The organism is Paracoccus sp. PARArs4 (assembly GCF_947311865.1).
Lineage (GTDB): Bacteria > Pseudomonadota > Alphaproteobacteria > Rhodobacterales > Rhodobacteraceae > Paracoccus > Paracoccus zeaxanthinifaciens.
The window spans coordinates 137195-151322 of sequence record NZ_CAMZMW010000007.1 but is presented as its reverse complement, the minus strand read 5'-3'; the positions used below and the strand labels follow the sequence as shown (position 1 = coordinate 151322).

General features: G+C 67.9%; 15 protein-coding genes. 6 read left to right on the top strand and 9 right to left on the bottom strand.

From position 1 onward, the window contains the following. Positions 1-79: 79 nt before the first annotated feature. Positions 80-1075, bottom strand: coding sequence for a thioredoxin-disulfide reductase (trxB, locus tag QMZ16_RS07960; protein ID WP_282602833.1), 996 nt, complete (start codon positions 1073-1075; stop codon positions 80-82). A 144-nt stretch (positions 1076-1219) separates the two neighbouring features. On the opposite strand from trxB, the gene QMZ16_RS07955 reads away from it, so the two are divergent. Further along, positions 1220-1720 carry an Lrp/AsnC family transcriptional regulator gene (locus QMZ16_RS07955; protein WP_022707972.1) on the top strand — a complete coding sequence of 167 codons (501 nt, stop codon included), beginning with the start codon at positions 1220-1222 and terminating at the stop codon, positions 1718-1720. Positions 1721-1729: 9 nt separating this feature from the next. Here the strand turns inward: QMZ16_RS07955 and pgeF are convergent, their stop codons facing one another. From pgeF to lgt, 3 genes are read right to left on the bottom strand one after another with little or no spacing between them, the layout of a single operon-like run. Beyond that, complete coding sequence (pgeF, locus tag QMZ16_RS07950; protein ID WP_282602832.1) at positions 1730-2497, bottom strand: peptidoglycan editing factor PgeF; 768 nt, start codon at positions 2495-2497, stop codon at positions 1730-1732. A 1-nt stretch (position 2498) separates the two neighbouring features. Continuing rightward, on the bottom strand, positions 2499-3542 hold the full coding sequence (locus tag QMZ16_RS07945) for an SAM-dependent methyltransferase (protein ID WP_282602831.1): 1044 nt from the start codon (positions 3540-3542) through the stop codon (positions 2499-2501). Continuing rightward, the gene (gene lgt / locus QMZ16_RS07940; protein WP_282602830.1) at positions 3539-4420 is read right to left on the bottom strand and encodes a prolipoprotein diacylglyceryl transferase; all 882 of its coding nucleotides are present in this window, start codon (positions 4418-4420) and stop codon (positions 3539-3541) included. The genes QMZ16_RS07945 and lgt overlap by 4 nt, the downstream gene beginning before the upstream one ends. Positions 4421-4550: 130 nt before the next feature. Between lgt and QMZ16_RS07935 the strand changes: the two genes are divergently transcribed. Beyond that, positions 4551-4799, top strand: a complete 249-nt coding sequence (locus QMZ16_RS07935; RefSeq protein WP_282602829.1) for an accessory factor UbiK family protein — start codon at positions 4551-4553, stop codon at positions 4797-4799. On the opposite strand, the gene QMZ16_RS07930 is transcribed toward QMZ16_RS07935, so the two are convergent. After that, positions 4796-5101 (bottom strand): DUF6476 family protein, encoded by a 306-nt coding sequence (locus QMZ16_RS07930; RefSeq protein ID WP_022707977.1) that lies wholly within the window; start codon positions 5099-5101, stop codon positions 4796-4798. The two genes, QMZ16_RS07935 and QMZ16_RS07930, sit on opposite strands and share 4 nt — an antisense overlap. On the opposite strand from QMZ16_RS07930, the gene QMZ16_RS07925 reads away from it, so the two are divergent. The 3 genes from QMZ16_RS07925 (at position 5100) to QMZ16_RS07915 (ending at position 8262) form a co-directional block, all read left to right on the top strand. Then, a complete protein-coding gene (locus QMZ16_RS07925) occupies positions 5100-6122 on the top strand; it encodes an RluA family pseudouridine synthase (RefSeq protein WP_282602828.1) in 1023 nt (340 codons plus the stop codon). The two genes, QMZ16_RS07930 and QMZ16_RS07925, sit on opposite strands and share 2 nt — an antisense overlap. Before the next feature lie 141 nt (positions 6123-6263). Continuing rightward, a complete protein-coding gene (rpoH, locus tag QMZ16_RS07920; protein ID WP_022707979.1) occupies positions 6264-7172 on the top strand; it encodes an RNA polymerase sigma factor RpoH in 909 nt (302 codons plus the stop codon). Positions 7173-7248: 76 nt separating this feature from the next. Continuing rightward, a complete protein-coding gene (locus QMZ16_RS07915) occupies positions 7249-8262 on the top strand; it encodes a hypothetical protein (protein ID WP_282602827.1) in 1014 nt (337 codons plus the stop codon). 5 nt (positions 8263-8267) lie between these two features. Here QMZ16_RS07915 and QMZ16_RS07910 read toward each other — a convergent pair whose 3' ends face one another. Then, positions 8268-9029 carry an NAD kinase gene (locus QMZ16_RS07910; protein ID WP_282602826.1) on the bottom strand — a complete coding sequence of 254 codons (762 nt, stop codon included), beginning with the start codon at positions 9027-9029 and terminating at the stop codon, positions 8268-8270. A gap of 176 nt (positions 9030-9205) precedes the next feature. Between QMZ16_RS07910 and glyA the strand changes: the two genes are divergently transcribed. After that, positions 9206-10501, top strand: coding sequence for a serine hydroxymethyltransferase (gene glyA / locus QMZ16_RS07905; protein ID WP_022707982.1), 1296 nt, complete (start codon positions 9206-9208; stop codon positions 10499-10501). A gap of 60 nt (positions 10502-10561) precedes the next feature. Here the strand turns inward: glyA and QMZ16_RS07900 are convergent, their stop codons facing one another. From QMZ16_RS07900 to QMZ16_RS07890, 3 genes are read right to left on the bottom strand one after another with little or no spacing between them, the layout of a single operon-like run. Continuing rightward, entirely contained in the window at positions 10562-11344 is a 783-nt protein-coding gene (locus tag QMZ16_RS07900) for a crotonase/enoyl-CoA hydratase family protein (RefSeq protein ID WP_282602825.1), read from the bottom strand. Continuing rightward, positions 11337-12200, bottom strand: a complete 864-nt coding sequence (locus QMZ16_RS07895; protein ID WP_282602824.1) for a hydroxymethylglutaryl-CoA lyase — start codon at positions 12198-12200, stop codon at positions 11337-11339. Before QMZ16_RS07895 ends, QMZ16_RS07900 begins: the two co-directional genes overlap by 8 nt. Next, a complete protein-coding gene (locus tag QMZ16_RS07890; RefSeq protein WP_282602823.1) occupies positions 12193-14121 on the bottom strand; it encodes an acetyl/propionyl/methylcrotonyl-CoA carboxylase subunit alpha in 1929 nt (642 codons plus the stop codon). Before QMZ16_RS07890 ends, QMZ16_RS07895 begins: the two co-directional genes overlap by 8 nt. Between the last annotated feature and the right edge of the window lie 7 nt (positions 14122-14128).

Here is a 14128-nt window from a genome sequence, read left to right as displayed (position 1 = left end):
ATGCCGATGGGGCACAAGACGCCATGAAAAAGGGCAGGACGCGAACGCCCTGCCCCATTGTTCCGGCCCCCTGGACTGGTCAGCTTATCTCGGCCACCAGGTTCTCGGGGGCAACCTCGACCTCGCCCTGCGCGGCCAGGAAATGCTCGGCATCCAGGGCGGCCATGCAGCCCATCCCGGCGCTGGTCACGGCCTGGCGATAGACGTGATCCGTCAGGTCGCCCGCGGCGAAGACGCCGGGGATCGAGGTGCGGGTCGTGCCAGGCTCGACCTGGACATAGCCGCCATTGTGCAGCTCCAGCTGGTCGGCCACCAGTTCCGACGACGGCGCGTGGCCGATCGCCACGAAGACGCCATCCGCCGCGACCTCGCGCGTCGATCCGTCCTTGGTCGAGGTCAGCGTGGCGGCGTTGACGCCCATAGGATCCTCGGCGCCATGCACCTCGGTCAGCTCGTGGTCCCAGATCACCTCGACCTTGGGGTTCTTGAACAGGCGGTCCTGCAGGATCTTCTCGGCACGCAGGCTGTCGCGGCGATGGACAAGCGTCACCTTGCTGGCGAACTTGGTCAGGAACAGCGCCTCCTCGACGGCGGTGTTACCGCCGCCGATCACCAGCACCTCGCGGTTGCGATAGAAGAAGCCGTCGCAGGTCGCGCAGGCGCTGACGCCGAAGCCCTTAAACTTCTCCTCGGAGGGAAGGCCCAGCCAGCGGGCCTGCGCGCCGGTCGCAAGGATGACCGCATCGGCGGTCACGACGCGGCCGCTGTCGCAGGTCGCCGTGAAGGGACGCTTCTGCAGGTCCAGTTCGGTCACCAGGTCGGTCACGATTTCGGCACCCATCGCGCGGGCGTGCTCTTCCATCTTCACCATCAGCTCGGGGCCCTGGATCTCGGTCTCGCCGGGCCAGTTCTCGACTTCGGTGGTGATCGTCAGCTGCCCGCCGGGCTGCATCCCCTGGATCAGCATCGGCTCCAGCATCGCGCGCGATGCATAGACGGCGGCGGTATAGCCTGCCGGACCCGATCCGACGATCAAAACTTTCACATGGCTGCGTTCGGTCATCTTGCGCCTCATTCCCGCTTTGTGCATGAGGTAGTCCCTCCGGAGCGTAACTGCAACGCATCCCGGACCTGCCGCATTTTCAGAAAGAATGTTGCGCGGACCGGCTGCCCATTGTAGTTTCCGGCAACGCCTGAATTGAATACAAGAAAGAGCAGCATGGCCGGCGCCAAACTGGACGACATCGACCGCAAGATCCTGGCCGAACTACAGGCCGACGGCCGAATGACCAATGTCGAACTGGCGCGCCGCGTCGGCATTTCCGCCCCTCCCTGCCTGCGCCGCGTCCGCGCGCTGGAAGAGCTGGGCTATATCCGCGGCTATCACGCGGATATCGACGCGCGCGAACTGGGATTCGAGGTGCAGGTCTTCGCGATGGTCCGCCTGGCCCAGCAATCCGAACGCGACCTCTCGGCCTTCGAGGCCTGCGTCCAGAACTGGCCGCTGGTCCGCGAATGTCACATGCTGAACGGCGAGATCGACTTCATCCTGAAATGCGTCTCGCCGGACCTGTCGACCTTCCAGCGCTTCCTGACGGAAAAGCTGACGGCGGCGCCGAATGTCGCAAGCGTCAAGACCTCGCTGGTGATCCGCGGTGCCAAGGACGAACCCTCGGTCCCGTTCGAGGTGGTCGAGGAACGGATCCGCGAAGCGGGCTGAGGCGATGCCTCAGCCAAGCGCGATGGCCGAGATCAGCCGCCCGTAATCGGCCTGCCCTTCATGGGTGGAACGGCGATAGCTGAAGAACCTGTCCTGATCGGCATAGGTGCAGTGGCGCGACCATTCGGCTGTCGCGCCCGCCTGTCGCAGGCGCATCAGTCCGAAGGCGGGCAGATCGAACATCGGCCTGCCGTTCGGACCGCCCGCGAAGAAGCGTTCGCTGTCTGGATCGAGGGACAGGAACTCGTCCATGAACTCGTCCCCCACCTCGTAATTCGCCTGCGAGATCGTCGGTCCGATCACCGCGCGGATATGGGTCGCACCAAGGGCGCGCATCGCCTCCACCGTGGATTCGATCACGCCGCCGATGGCCCCGCGCCAGCCTGCATGGCAGGCACCGATCACGCCCGCATCGGCATCCGCCAGCAGGATCGGCTGGCAATCCGCCGTCAGCACCGCCAGCGCCACGTCGCGACGCGCGGTCACGATTCCGTCCGCCTGGACATCGCGCGTAGCGACCGGATCGGCCGCATCGTCCAGCGTGACCACGTCCGGCGAATGCACCTGCTTTACGGTCGCAAGCCCCGCTTCCGGCACGCCCATCGCCTGCGCGACGCGGGCGCGGTTCACCTGCACCATCTCGGACTGGTCGGAGGATCGCCTGCCGCAATTGAGGCCCGCGAACAGGCCCGACGACGCGCCCCCCTTGCGGGTGAAGAAGCCGTGGCGCGTGCCTTCCAGCAGCGGGTGGGTCAGGATTTCAAGCGTGGTCTGCATGTCACTCCAGCGGGGTAAAGCCGGGGACCGCGGGTGCCCCCTTCGGCCAGATCGCGATTGCCTTGAACAGGTGACCCATTTCCTGCGGGTCGGTCAAGCGGTGAAGCGCGGCGGCGGCCCCGGCGTCGCCCGCGCGGGTCAGGGCATTTGCGCGGGCCTCGATTCCCAGCAGCTGCAGCCAGTCGCCCTGGTGGATCGGTCGAGACACCTGCGCGCCCGCGTCCAGCGCGGCGGCGGCCAACGGCGCGAAATCGACATGGGCGGTCAGGTCGGCCAGGCCGGGATTGGCCAGCGGATCCTCGGGGGCATGGTCGCGCAGCGCCTGGAAGCTGTCGCCATACCCGTTCCAGCCGCCGTAATCGACGATGATCGCGGCGCCGCCATGCGCGGCGATGCGGGAGGCGATGCTGCGGATCGCAGCCACGCCTTCGGGGCATTCCTCGACGATATCTCCGGGGCGGCCCTTGCGGCCAAGCGGGACCACAGGCCCCAGTCCCATCGCAAGGGTGCCAACGTCGGACAGGCCGACCAGCCTTTCGTGCCAGCCGTCAGCGCCCATCTGGTACTGCCGGATGGGCAGCGCATCGATGAACTCATTTGCCATCAGGAACAACGGGATGGCAGGCAAATCCTCGACGCTGTCGAGATGCGTGGCCTTAGGCACGCGCTGCGCTTGGACCTTGCGCAGATGGGCCGAGGCCTCGATCAACGCGACCTGGGCAGCCTCGGACATGCCGGGGGCCAGCCGGATCGCGCGCAGCATGTCGGCCATCAGCGTGCCGCGCCCAGGGCCGGGCTCGGCCAAGGTGAACGGCGCGGGGCTGCCCTGGTCCATCCAGGCCTGCGCAAGGGCAAGGCCGCAAAGCTCTCCGAAGATCTGGTGGATCTCGGGGGCGGTGGTGAAATCGCCCGCCCGACCGAAGGGATCGCGGGTGGCGTAATATCCGTGACGGCCGTCCAGAAGACAGATGCGCATGTATTCCGGCAGCGGCATCGGCCCCGTCGCGCGGATGCGCATCGCGATCTGTTCGGCCAGCGGCGTCATGCGGCGACGGGGGGGCGCGACCGCGCCCACAGGATCAGCGCCAGGCCGATCACCACCATCGGCAGCGACAGCACCTGCCCCATCGTCAGGCCGATCACCGGCCCGCCGATCACATGGCCAAGCGGATTGTCGGGCGTGATGAACTGCGCATCGGCCACGCGGAACAGCTCGACGAAGATGCGCGCCAGGCCATAGCCCAGCAGGAACACGCCGAAGGCGGTGCCCGGACGGCGCAGCGCGCCCATGCGGACCAGCCCCCACAGGATCAGGCCCAGCAGCAGGCCCTCAAGCCCTGCCTCGTACAGCTGGCTGGGGTGGCGCGCGCAAAGCCCCTCGATCCCAGGGCAGGACTGCGCGGCCTGCCCCGGAAAGATCACGCCCCAGGGCAGATCGGTCGGACGGCCCCACAGCTCGGCGTTGATGAAATTCGCGACCCGCCCGAAGAACAGCCCGATCGGCGCGACGACCGCCATCGCATCCGCGATGCGCATGACGGGAATGCCGTTGCGGCGGGCATAGATCCATGTCGCAAGGATGACGCCCGCGAAGCCTCCATGGAAGCTCATCCCGCCTTGCCAGACCTGAAGGATCTGGCCCGGATTCGCCATGTAGTATGCAGGCTCGTAGAACAGCACGAAGCCCAGCCTGCCGCCCAGGATCACGCCCAGGATCACCCAGGTCAGCAGATCGTCCACCTTGTCGGCCTGCATCGGCGGAGTGCCGCCCCAGATCGCGGGCCTGCGCATCATGGCGACGATCAGCTGCCAGCCCAGGATCAGCCCCGCGATATAGGCCAGCGCGTACCAGCGCAGTGAGAACGAGAAACCGCCAAGCTGGATCGTGAAGATCTCGGGCGAGATGTCGGGAAAGGGGATCATGTGGCCTCGGGATCGAAGGGGCGGTGCAATTCGGCGCGCACGCTAGTGTCGCAGCAGGGCATGTCAACATTGAACCCCGCCACGATGGCGGCCATATAGGGCCAAAGCCAATACAGGGAACTTGACGCCCATGACCACCCAGAACCGCTTCTTCGACGACATGTCCAAGCTGATGACGAACGCCATGGGCGTGGCGCAGGGCGCCCGCTCCGAGGCCGAGACCGCCATGAAGGGCTGGATCGACCGCTGGCTGGCCGAACGCGATTTCGTGACGCGCGAGGAATTCGAGGCCGTCCGCGAGATGGCGATCAAGGCCCGCACCGAGAATGCCGAGCTGAAGGCACGGCTGGACGCGCTGGAAGGCAAGCCCGAGGCCTAAGGCGCGATCCGGTCCTGCAGCGCGCCTGCACGGTCGAACAGCAGCACCTCGCCCGCGTCGGTGACGACGACGATCCAGTCGCGGGCGAAGGTGACGGCGGCAGGTGCGGCCCCTTCGGGCAGCGCGATGTCGTCGGGCAGTTCGGGCAGCGCAGGCTGGTTCAGCCGCACCCACAGCATCGCGACGACCGCGATCATTCCCAATCCCATGACCAGCGTCAGCCCCGTGACCAGCGCCTTCAGCCAGCGCAGCTCGGGGACGGCTTTCGCCGCGTCCTTCCAATCGGTATCCTCGTCCCTCATGTCGCACCTTGATGTCATCATTCCGGCAAACCCGCCCGAGCGGCTTGATAAGGCGCTTGCCGTCGCGGTGCCAGAGGAAGCCGCCCTGTCGCGGTCGCGCCTTGCCCGCCTGATCGCCGGCGGTGCCGTCAGCGGCCCCGAAGGCGTCGTCACCGATCTCAAGGCCCGCGTCTCCGAGGGGCAGGTCTTCCGCATCGCCATCGAACCCGCGCAAGAGGTCGAGACCCGGCCCGAGGCCATCCCGCTTGTCGTCGTCCACGAGGACGATGACCTGATCGTGATCGACAAGCCCGCCGGAATGGTCGTCCACCCCGCCCCCGGCAGCCCCTCGGGCACGCTGGTCAACGCGCTGCTGGCGCATTGCGGCGAATCGCTGTCGGGCATCGGAGGAGAGAAGCGCCCCGGCATCGTGCACCGCATCGACAAGGACACCTCGGGGTTGCTGGTCGTCGCGAAATCGGATCGCGCGCATCACGGCCTTGCCGCCCAGTTCGAGGCGCATACCGCCAGCCGCCGTTATCTGGCGCTGGCGCATGGCATCATCGACCCCGCCGATCCGCGCCTGCGCGGCACCCGCGGCACGAATTTCGAGGATGGCGCCGTCCTCAAGATCACCACCGGCCTTGCCCGCCACCCTTCCGACCGGCAGAAGCAGGCGGTCTATTTCGACAAGGGCCGCCACGCCGTCACCCGGGCGCGCCTGCTGGAGGCCTTCGGCACCCCGCCCACGGCGATGCTGGTCGAATGTCGGCTGGAAACCGGGCGCACCCACCAGATCCGCGTCCACATGGCCCATGCCGGCCTGGGGCTGATCGGCGATCCGGTCTATGGCGGTGCGCGCAAGGCATCGACCAAGGCGCTTGGCCCCGCCGCCGCCGAGGTTGCGGCATTCCGTCGCCAGGCGCTGCACGCGGCGCATCTGGGGTTCACCCATCCGGTGGACGGTCGGCAGATGGCCTTCGACAGCCCGCTTCCCGATGATATGCAACGACTTCTTGAGGCGCTGCGCCAGACATCTTGACGCGGATGTGAGCGATCCCCAGATGACATCCCCTGCCGCAGGCGTCAGAATTGACCCCATGCGGCTGCCCGCCACGGACCGGTCCTGCGGAACCGGCGGGTTTCGCATGGCGTTCGACGGTCTCTGGGAAAGGCAAGCATCATGGCAAATTATGGCAACCTTCCGGCCCCGAGTCCCGAACAGGGCCTGAACCGCTATCTTCAGGAGATCCGCAAGTTCCCCCTGCTGGAACCCGAAGAGGAATACATGCTGGCCAAGGCATGGGCCGATCACGAGGACAGCGAATCCGCGCACAGGCTGGTGACCAGCCACCTGCGGCTGGCCGCCAAGATCGCGATGGGCTATCGCGGCTATGGCCTTCCGCAGGCCGAGGTCATCTCGGAGGCGAATGTCGGCCTGATGCAGGCGGTCAAGCGCTTCGATCCCGAGAAGGGCTTCCGCCTTGCGACCTATGCGATGTGGTGGATCCGCGCCTCGATCCAGGAATACATCCTGCGGTCCTGGTCGCTGGTGAAGATGGGCACGACCAGCGCGCAGAAGAAGCTGTTCTTCAACCTGCGCAAGGCGAAATCCCGCATCGGCGCGCTGGAAGACGGCGATCTGCGCCCCGAGAACGTCGCCCAGATCGCGAACGATCTGAACGTGACCGAACAGGAAGTCATCGACATGAACCGCCGCCTGTCGGGCGGTGACGCGTCGTTGAACGCCCAGGTCGGCGCCAGCGATGGCGACAGTTCGGCCCAGTGGCAGGACTGGCTGGAGGACGAGGACGCCAACCAGGCCGACGCCTATGCCGAGAGCGAGGAGCTGGACACGCGCCGCCAGATGCTGATCGCCGCGATGGACGTGCTGAACGACCGCGAGAAGGACGTGCTGATGGAGCGTCGCCTGCGCGACGATCCCATGACGCTGGAAGACCTGTCGGGCCGCTACAATGTCAGCCGCGAACGCATTCGCCAGATCGAGGTCCGCGCCTTCGAGAAGCTGCAGGAGCGCATGCGCGTCCTTGCGCGCGAAAAGGGCATGCGCATCGCCGAGACGATGGACTGACACGCCCGATTGACGCGGCTGGCGGCAACGCTATGGTCGGCACTGTGACCTTCAGTTCCAGAGCCGACCTTCGACCATGACTGCCTTGACGGAATTCCAGCGGCTCGAGGCGCAGGGATCGTGGCGTGCCACGAATGCGAAGGACGCGCGCGACGTGATCGTGTCCCTTGGCGAAGCGACGCTGACGCTGATGGAGCCTACGACCGACCGTCCGCTGACCCATTGGTCGCTGCCTGCGGTGACGCGGCTGAACCCGGGCAAGCTGCCCGCATCCTATACCCCCTCATCGGTCGATCGCGACGAGACGGTCGAGATCGACGATCCGCTGATGATCGAGGCGATCGAGCGCGTGCAGCGGGCAATCGCCAATCACCGCTCTCGTCCCGGAAGGCTGCGGGGCGCGCTGCTGCTGATCATGGCCATCATCGGGATCGGCGTGGCGGGGGCGATGTGGCTGCCCGACGCGCTGATCCGGCACGCCGCCCGCATCGCGCCCCCCGCGCAGGCACAGGCGGTCGGCATGGCGGTGCTGCACGACCTGTCGCGCAGCGGCGGCGCGGTCTGCCGCCGCAAGACCGGCCAGCAGGTTCTGGATTGGCTGGCCCCCCGGCTTCTGGGCGAGAACGCGCAGATCTTCGTCATCCCCGGCCCGCTGAACGGCGCGCGCCGCCTGCCCGGCGACATCTATGTCATGGGCGAGGACATGCTGCTTGCCAGCAACGGCCCCGAGGCGGCCGCCGGGCATCTTCTTGCCGCGCAGCAGGCGCAGAACCCCGAGCCGGTTACGCTGGACGCGCTGCGCCATGCGGGGCTTCTGACCAGCCTGCGCATGATGACCATCGGCACCGTCCCCGAGGGCTCGGTTCCCGGCTATGGCGCCGAGATCCTTGCCGAGCCGCTGCCGCGCCCCGATTTCGATGGTCTGCCGCAGGTCTTCGCCGCCAAGGGCGTCCCGACCACCCCCTATGCCCGATCCATCGACCCGACCGGCGCCAGCGTCATGTCGCTGATCCAGAACGATCCCGCACCCGCCAGAAGCATTCTGACGGATGAGCAATGGCTGGCATTGCAGCAGATCTGCGCGGGCTGATCCCCCTAGACGAACTGTTCGCGCAGCAGCCGTTCGTCCAGACCGTGCCCGTTGTCGAACAGCAGGCGGTGGGCGATGGTTGGCACGCTCTCGATATCGACCTTGATCACGTCGCGGACCGAACGGCTGTCGGCATCCGCCATGACGGGTCGGCGGGCGGGGTTCAGGACCTCGACCGTGACGCGGGCGGCCTTGGGGATCAGCGCGCCGCGCCAGCGACGCGGACGGAAGGGGGCGATGGCCGTCAGGGCCAGAACCTCGGACCCGATGGGCAGGATCGGACCATGCGCGGAATAGTTGTAGGCCGTCGAACCGGCAGGGGTCGAGACCAGCGCGCCGTCGCAGACCAGCTCCTCCATCCGAAGGCGGCCATCGACATGGATGCGCAGCTTGGCGGCCTGCGGACCCTGGCGCAGCAGGCTGACCTCGTTGATGGCAAGCTCCTCGTGGCAGATGCCGTCCCCGCAGGTCGCGCGCATCCGCAGGGGGTTGATCACCGTCTCCTCGGCCGCGGCAAGGCGTTCGTGCAGCCCTTCCTCGGAGAAGTTGTTCATCAGGAAGCCCACCGTGCCGCGGTTCATCCCATAGACCGGCAGGTTCCGCCCCTTCATCGCGTGCAACGTCTGCAGCATGAAACCGTCCCCGCCAAGTGCCACGACGACATCAGCCTCGGGCAGCGGAACCGAGCCATAGCGTGCTTCCAGCCGTTCATGGGCCATCAGCGCGGCCTCGGCCTGGCTGGCGGTGAAATGGATCTTCCGCGTCATCTGCCCGTCTTGTCCCCCGGTTCGCAGTGGCGAAGCATCGGACGGCATCTTCGCGATGACAACCCCTGTCGAGGTCGCCCCCTGCGCATGGCGGGTCGTTTTGTCACTTTCCGCAACGCGAACCTTGCGCTAGAACGCGCCCCATCTGCAGCCCACAGCCATAAAGGACGCGCGACATGAACGCCCCGACCCGCGACACTGGCTTCTTCACCGAAACGCTTGAAACCCGCGACCCCGAGATCGCCCGCGCCATCACCCAGGAACTGGGCCGCCAGCGCGACGAGATCGAGCTGATCGCATCGGAAAACATCGTCAGCCGCGCCGTCATGGAGGCTCAGGGCTCGGTCCTGACCAACAAATACGCCGAGGGTTACCCGGGCAAGCGCTACTATGGCGGTTGCCAGTTCGTCGACATCGCCGAGAACCTGGCGATCGAACGCGCCAAGGAACTGTTCGGCTGCGAATATGCCAACGTCCAGCCCAACAGCGGCAGCCAGATGAACCAGGCCGTATTCCTGGCGCTGCTGCAGCCGGGCGACACCTTCATGGGCCTGGACCTGAACTCGGGCGGTCACCTGACCCACGGTTCGCCCGTGAACATGTCGGGCAAGTGGTTCAACGTCGTCAGCTATGGCGTGCGCCAGCAGGACCAGATGCTGGACATGGACGCCATCGCCGAGGCCGCGCGCCAGCACAAGCCGAAGCTGATCGTCGCGGGCGGCACCGCCTACAGCCGCGTCTGGGACTGGGCCGCCTTCCGCGCCATCGCGGACGAGGTCGGCGCATACCTGATGGTGGACATGGCCCACATCGCGGGTCTGGTCGCGGGCGGTCAGCACCCCTCGCCCCTGCCCCATGCGCATGTCGTCACCTCGACCACGCACAAGTCGCTGCGCGGCCCGCGCGGTGGTCTGATCCTGACGAACGACGCCGACATCGCCAAGAAGATCAACAGCGCCGTCTTCCCCGGTCTGCAGGGCGGTCCGCTGATGCATGTGATCGCCGCCAAGGCCGTCGCCTTCGGCGAGGCCCTGCGCCCCGAGTTCAAGGACTATGCCGCGCAGGTCGTCAAGAACGCCGCCGCCATGGCGGATGAGCTGATGAAGGGCGGGATCGACATCGTCTCGGGTGGCACCGACAACCACCTGTGCCTGGCCGACCTGCGTCCGAAGGGCGTGACCGGCAAGGCGACCGAGGCCGCCCTGGGCCGCGCGCACATCACCTGCAACAAGAACGGCGTGCCCTTCGACCCTGAAAAGCCCTTCGTGACCTCGGGCATCCGCCTGGGCGCACCGGCTGGCACCACCCGCGGCTTCGCCGAGCCCGAGTTCCGCCAGATCGCCCGCTGGATCGTCGAGGTCGTGGACGGCCTTGCCGCCAATGGCGAGGAAGGCAATGCCGCGGTCGAGGAAAAGGTGCGCAACGAAGTGACCGAGCTTTGCGCGCGCTTCCCGCTGTACCAGGGCATGTGATCTTCGGAAGATGACGAAAGGCCCGCCGCGTTCCGCGCGGCGGGCCTTTTCATGTCCGCCTCAGCTCTGCCAGCTTGGGGCGCGCTTGTCGAAGAAGGCCGTGATCCCCTCGACCGCCTCGGGGTCTTCCCACGTGGCGACAAGCCGGTCGATGCTGTCCTCGATCACCTGCGCGTCGATGCGCGGCCCAAGCGCGCGGCATTGCGCCTTGGCGGCAGCGACCGCGCGCGGGGCGGCCAGAAGATAGGGCGCGATCTCGGCCTCGACCGCCGCGTCCAGATCCCCGGCAGGCAGCACACGCGTCGCAAGGTTCAGGTCCCGCGCCTCGGCCGCGTCGAACAGCCGCCCCGAGAAATAGACCCGCCGCGCGCGATCCTCGCCCATGCGGGCCATGACATAGGGGCCGATGGTGGCGGGGATCAGGCCCAGCTTCACCTCGGTCAGGCCGAAGCGCGCCTGGTCCGCGACCAGCGCCACGTCGCTGACCGCCATCATCCCGACCCCGCCGCCGAAGGCATTGCCGTGCACACGCGCGATCAGCGGCTTGGGCAGCAGGTTCAGCGCCGACAGCATTCCCGCCAGCGCATGGGCGCCGGCGCGTCGCGTGGCGGCATCCGCGTCGATCTGCTGGCGCATCCACGCCAGATCGCCGCCTGCGCAGAAGCTGGGCCCCTCGGCGGCCAGCACGACCACGCGGACGCTGTCATCGGCGGCCAGCGCGGTCGCGGCCTCGGTCAGTTCGTCCAGCATCTGCCGCGACAGGGCATTGTGCTTCTCGGGGCGGGCCAGCCACAGGGTCGCAACGCCGCGGTCGTCGTGCTGGATACGGATCGTCTCAGGCATGCTCTGCCCCCCTCATGCCGCGCGCAAGGGCGGCAGCCTCGTTCAGGATTGCCGGGTCCAGCCCGGTGTCGTGGCCCAGTTCGGCCAGCCTTGCGGCGACGGCCTCGGTCGCGACATTGCCCGCCGCGCCGGGCGCATAGGGGCAGCCGCCCAGCCCGCCCACTGCCGCGTCGAAGACCCGCAGCCCGCGTTCCAGGCTGACCTCGATATTCTGCAGCGCAAGGCCGCCGGTGTCGTGGTAATGGCCCGCCAGCCGTTCGGGCGGTGCGACGGACAGCACCGAGGCCAGCATCGCGTCGATCCGTTCGGGGGTGCCGCGCCCCACCGTGTCGCCCAGGCTGATCTCGTGACAGCCCATCGCGATCAGTTCGTCCACGACGCGGGCCACCGCGCCCGGATCCGTCGGCCCGTCGAAGGGACAGTCGGTCACCATGCTGACATAGCCGCGCAGGGGGATGCCGTCCGCGCGTGCGGCCTCGGCCACGGGACGGAACCGCGCAAGGCTCTCGTCGATCGAGGCGTTGAGGTTGGCGCGGCTGAACCCCTCGGACGCGCTGGCGAAGATCGCGACCGCATCGGCCCGCGCCTGCCGCGCCGCGTCATAGCCCTGCATGTTCGGTGTCAGCACGGCATAGGACACGCCCGGCTGCCGCCTGATGCCCGCAAGCACCTGCGCCGCATCGGCCATCTGCGGCACCCATTTGTGGCTGACGAAGCTGGTCACCTCGATCCGGCGGAAGCCCGCGCGCGACAGCGTATCCACCAGCGCGATCTTGTCCTGCGCGGGGATCAGGCGCTTCTCGTTCTGCAGCCCGTCGCGCGGGCCCATCTCGAATATCTCGACGGGATCAGCCATCGGCATCCTCCAGCCGGATCAGCGGGGCGCCGGCCTCGACCTGCTGGCCCTCGGTCGCCAGAACCTCGGCCACGATGCCGTCGCGGGCGGCGGTCAGGGTGTGTTCCATCTTCATCGCCTCGAGGATGGCAAGCCGGTCGCCCGCCGCGACCGCCTGCCCCGCCGACACGTGGATCGCGCGGACCAGCCCTGGCATCGGCGATCGCGTCAGCCCGTCGCCGCCATCGGCGGCCCCCTGTCGGTCCAGCGGGTCCTCGGCCATCAGGATCAGCGTCGCCTGACCGAAGACGCCGATGCCCCCGTCGAAATGGCGGATCGCATCGGGACGGGCCGCGCCATCGACCAGCCAGCGGCCACCGGCGCGGGTGACGTCACGGGCGGTGCCGTCGATGGTGACACGCGCATGATCGCGGGCCAGAACCTCCAGCACTGCCTCGCCGCCCTGCCAGCCGATACGGCGGCGCAGGGGCTGCCACAGCGTCGCGCCCCATTCCGCGTCCGGCAGATCCAGGCCCGCAAGCCCGATCACGGCGAGCGCAATCGCCGCGGCATCCGCATCGCAGGGCGCGGTCAGCGCATCCAGATCGCGCTCGATCAGGCCGGTATCGACATCCCCAGCCCGAAAGCCCGCGTGACGCGTCAGCGCGATCAGGAAATCGAGATTCGTGACCGAGCCCGCAACCTCGGTCCGGGTCAGCGCGCGATCCAGCGATTGCATCGCGGCCGCACGGGTCGGGCCGTGGGTGACGACCTTGGCGATCATCGGATCGTACCACGGGCTGATCCGGTCGCCGGTCCGCACGCCTGTCTCGATCCGCGCGCCTGCGGGGAAGTCCAGATGCGCAAGCTGACCCGTCGCGGGCAGGAAGCCCGCCGGGACATCCTCGGCATAGAGCCGGGCCTCGAAGGCATGGCCGCGGATCGACAGATCGGACTGGCGGGCGGGCAGATCCTCGCCGCTGGCGACGCGCAGCTGCCATTCGACCAGGTCCACGCCGGTGATCGCCTCGGTTACGGGGTGCTCGACCTGAAGGCGGGTGTTCATCTCCATGAACCAGAACCCATCGGGGCGCAGACCGTCGCTGCCATCCACGATGAACTCGATCGTGCCCGCCCCCTTGTAGCCGATGGCCTCGGCGGCGCGGACGGCGGCGTCGCCCATGGCCTGTCGCATCTCGGGGGTCATGCCGGGGGCCGGTGCTTCCTCGATCACCTTCTGGTGGCGGCGCTGCAGGGAACAGTCGCGTTCGAACAGATGCACGGCGCGGATGCCGTCCCCGAAGACCTGCACCTCGATATGGCGGGGCTGCAGGACGTATTTCTCGATCAGGACGGCGGGGTTGCCGAAGGCGCCCTTCGCTTCGGACTGGGCGGATCGCAGCGCGTCGGCGAAACCCTCGGGGGCATCGACTCGGCGCATGCCCTTGCCACCGCCGCCCGCAACCGCCTTGATCAGCACCGGATAACCGATGTCGCCCGCCTGCTGCGCCAGATGCGCCGCGTCCTGTTCCGCCCCGTGATAGCCGGGAACGACCGGCACGCCCGCCTTCTCCATCAGCGCCTTGGCGGCATCCTTCAGGCCCATCGCGCGGATCGCATCGGCGGACGGACCGATGAAGACCAGCCCCGCCGCCTGCACCGCATCGACGAAATCGGGGTTCTCTGACAGGAAGCCGTATCCGGGATGGATGCCCTGCGCGCCGGTCGCCAGGGCGGCCTCGATGATGGCATCCCCGCGAAGATAGCTGTCGGCGGGTGCGGGACCGCCGATATGGACGGCCTCGTCGGCCATGGCGACATGGCGGGCATCGCGGTCGGCATCGGAAAAGACGGCGACGGTCGCGACGCCCATCCGGCGGCAGGTGTCGATGACGCGGCAGGCGATCTCGCCCCGGTTCGCGATCAGGATCTTGTCGAACATGGCGGCC

Coding starts and splice junctions, on each gene's coding strand:
- trxB (WP_282602833.1), bottom strand. CDS start 1,075: ATGAGGCGCAAGATGACCGAACGCAGCCATGTGAAAGTTTTGATCGTC.
- QMZ16_RS07955 (WP_022707972.1), top strand. CDS start 1,220: ATGGCCGGCGCCAAACTGGACGACATCGACCGCAAGATCCTGGCCGAA.
- pgeF (WP_282602832.1), bottom strand. CDS start 2,497: ATGCAGACCACGCTTGAAATCCTGACCCACCCGCTGCTGGAAGGCACG.
- QMZ16_RS07945 (WP_282602831.1), bottom strand. CDS start 3,542: ATGACGCCGCTGGCCGAACAGATCGCGATGCGCATCCGCGCGACGGGG.
- lgt (WP_282602830.1), bottom strand. CDS start 4,420: ATGATCCCCTTTCCCGACATCTCGCCCGAGATCTTCACGATCCAGCTT.
- QMZ16_RS07935 (WP_282602829.1), top strand. CDS start 4,551: ATGACCACCCAGAACCGCTTCTTCGACGACATGTCCAAGCTGATGACG.
- QMZ16_RS07925 (WP_282602828.1), top strand. CDS start 5,100: ATGTCGCACCTTGATGTCATCATTCCGGCAAACCCGCCCGAGCGGCTT.
- QMZ16_RS07930 (WP_022707977.1), bottom strand. CDS start 5,101: ATGAGGGACGAGGATACCGATTGGAAGGACGCGGCGAAAGCCGTCCCC.
- rpoH (WP_022707979.1), top strand. CDS start 6,264: ATGGCAAATTATGGCAACCTTCCGGCCCCGAGTCCCGAACAGGGCCTG.
- QMZ16_RS07915 (WP_282602827.1), top strand. CDS start 7,249: ATGACTGCCTTGACGGAATTCCAGCGGCTCGAGGCGCAGGGATCGTGG.
- QMZ16_RS07910 (WP_282602826.1), bottom strand. CDS start 9,029: ATGACGCGGAAGATCCATTTCACCGCCAGCCAGGCCGAGGCCGCGCTG.
- glyA (WP_022707982.1), top strand. CDS start 9,206: ATGAACGCCCCGACCCGCGACACTGGCTTCTTCACCGAAACGCTTGAA.
- QMZ16_RS07900 (WP_282602825.1), bottom strand. CDS start 11,344: ATGCCTGAGACGATCCGTATCCAGCACGACGACCGCGGCGTTGCGACC.
- QMZ16_RS07895 (WP_282602824.1), bottom strand. CDS start 12,200: ATGGCTGATCCCGTCGAGATATTCGAGATGGGCCCGCGCGACGGGCTG.
- QMZ16_RS07890 (WP_282602823.1), bottom strand. CDS start 14,121: ATGTTCGACAAGATCCTGATCGCGAACCGGGGCGAGATCGCCTGCCGC.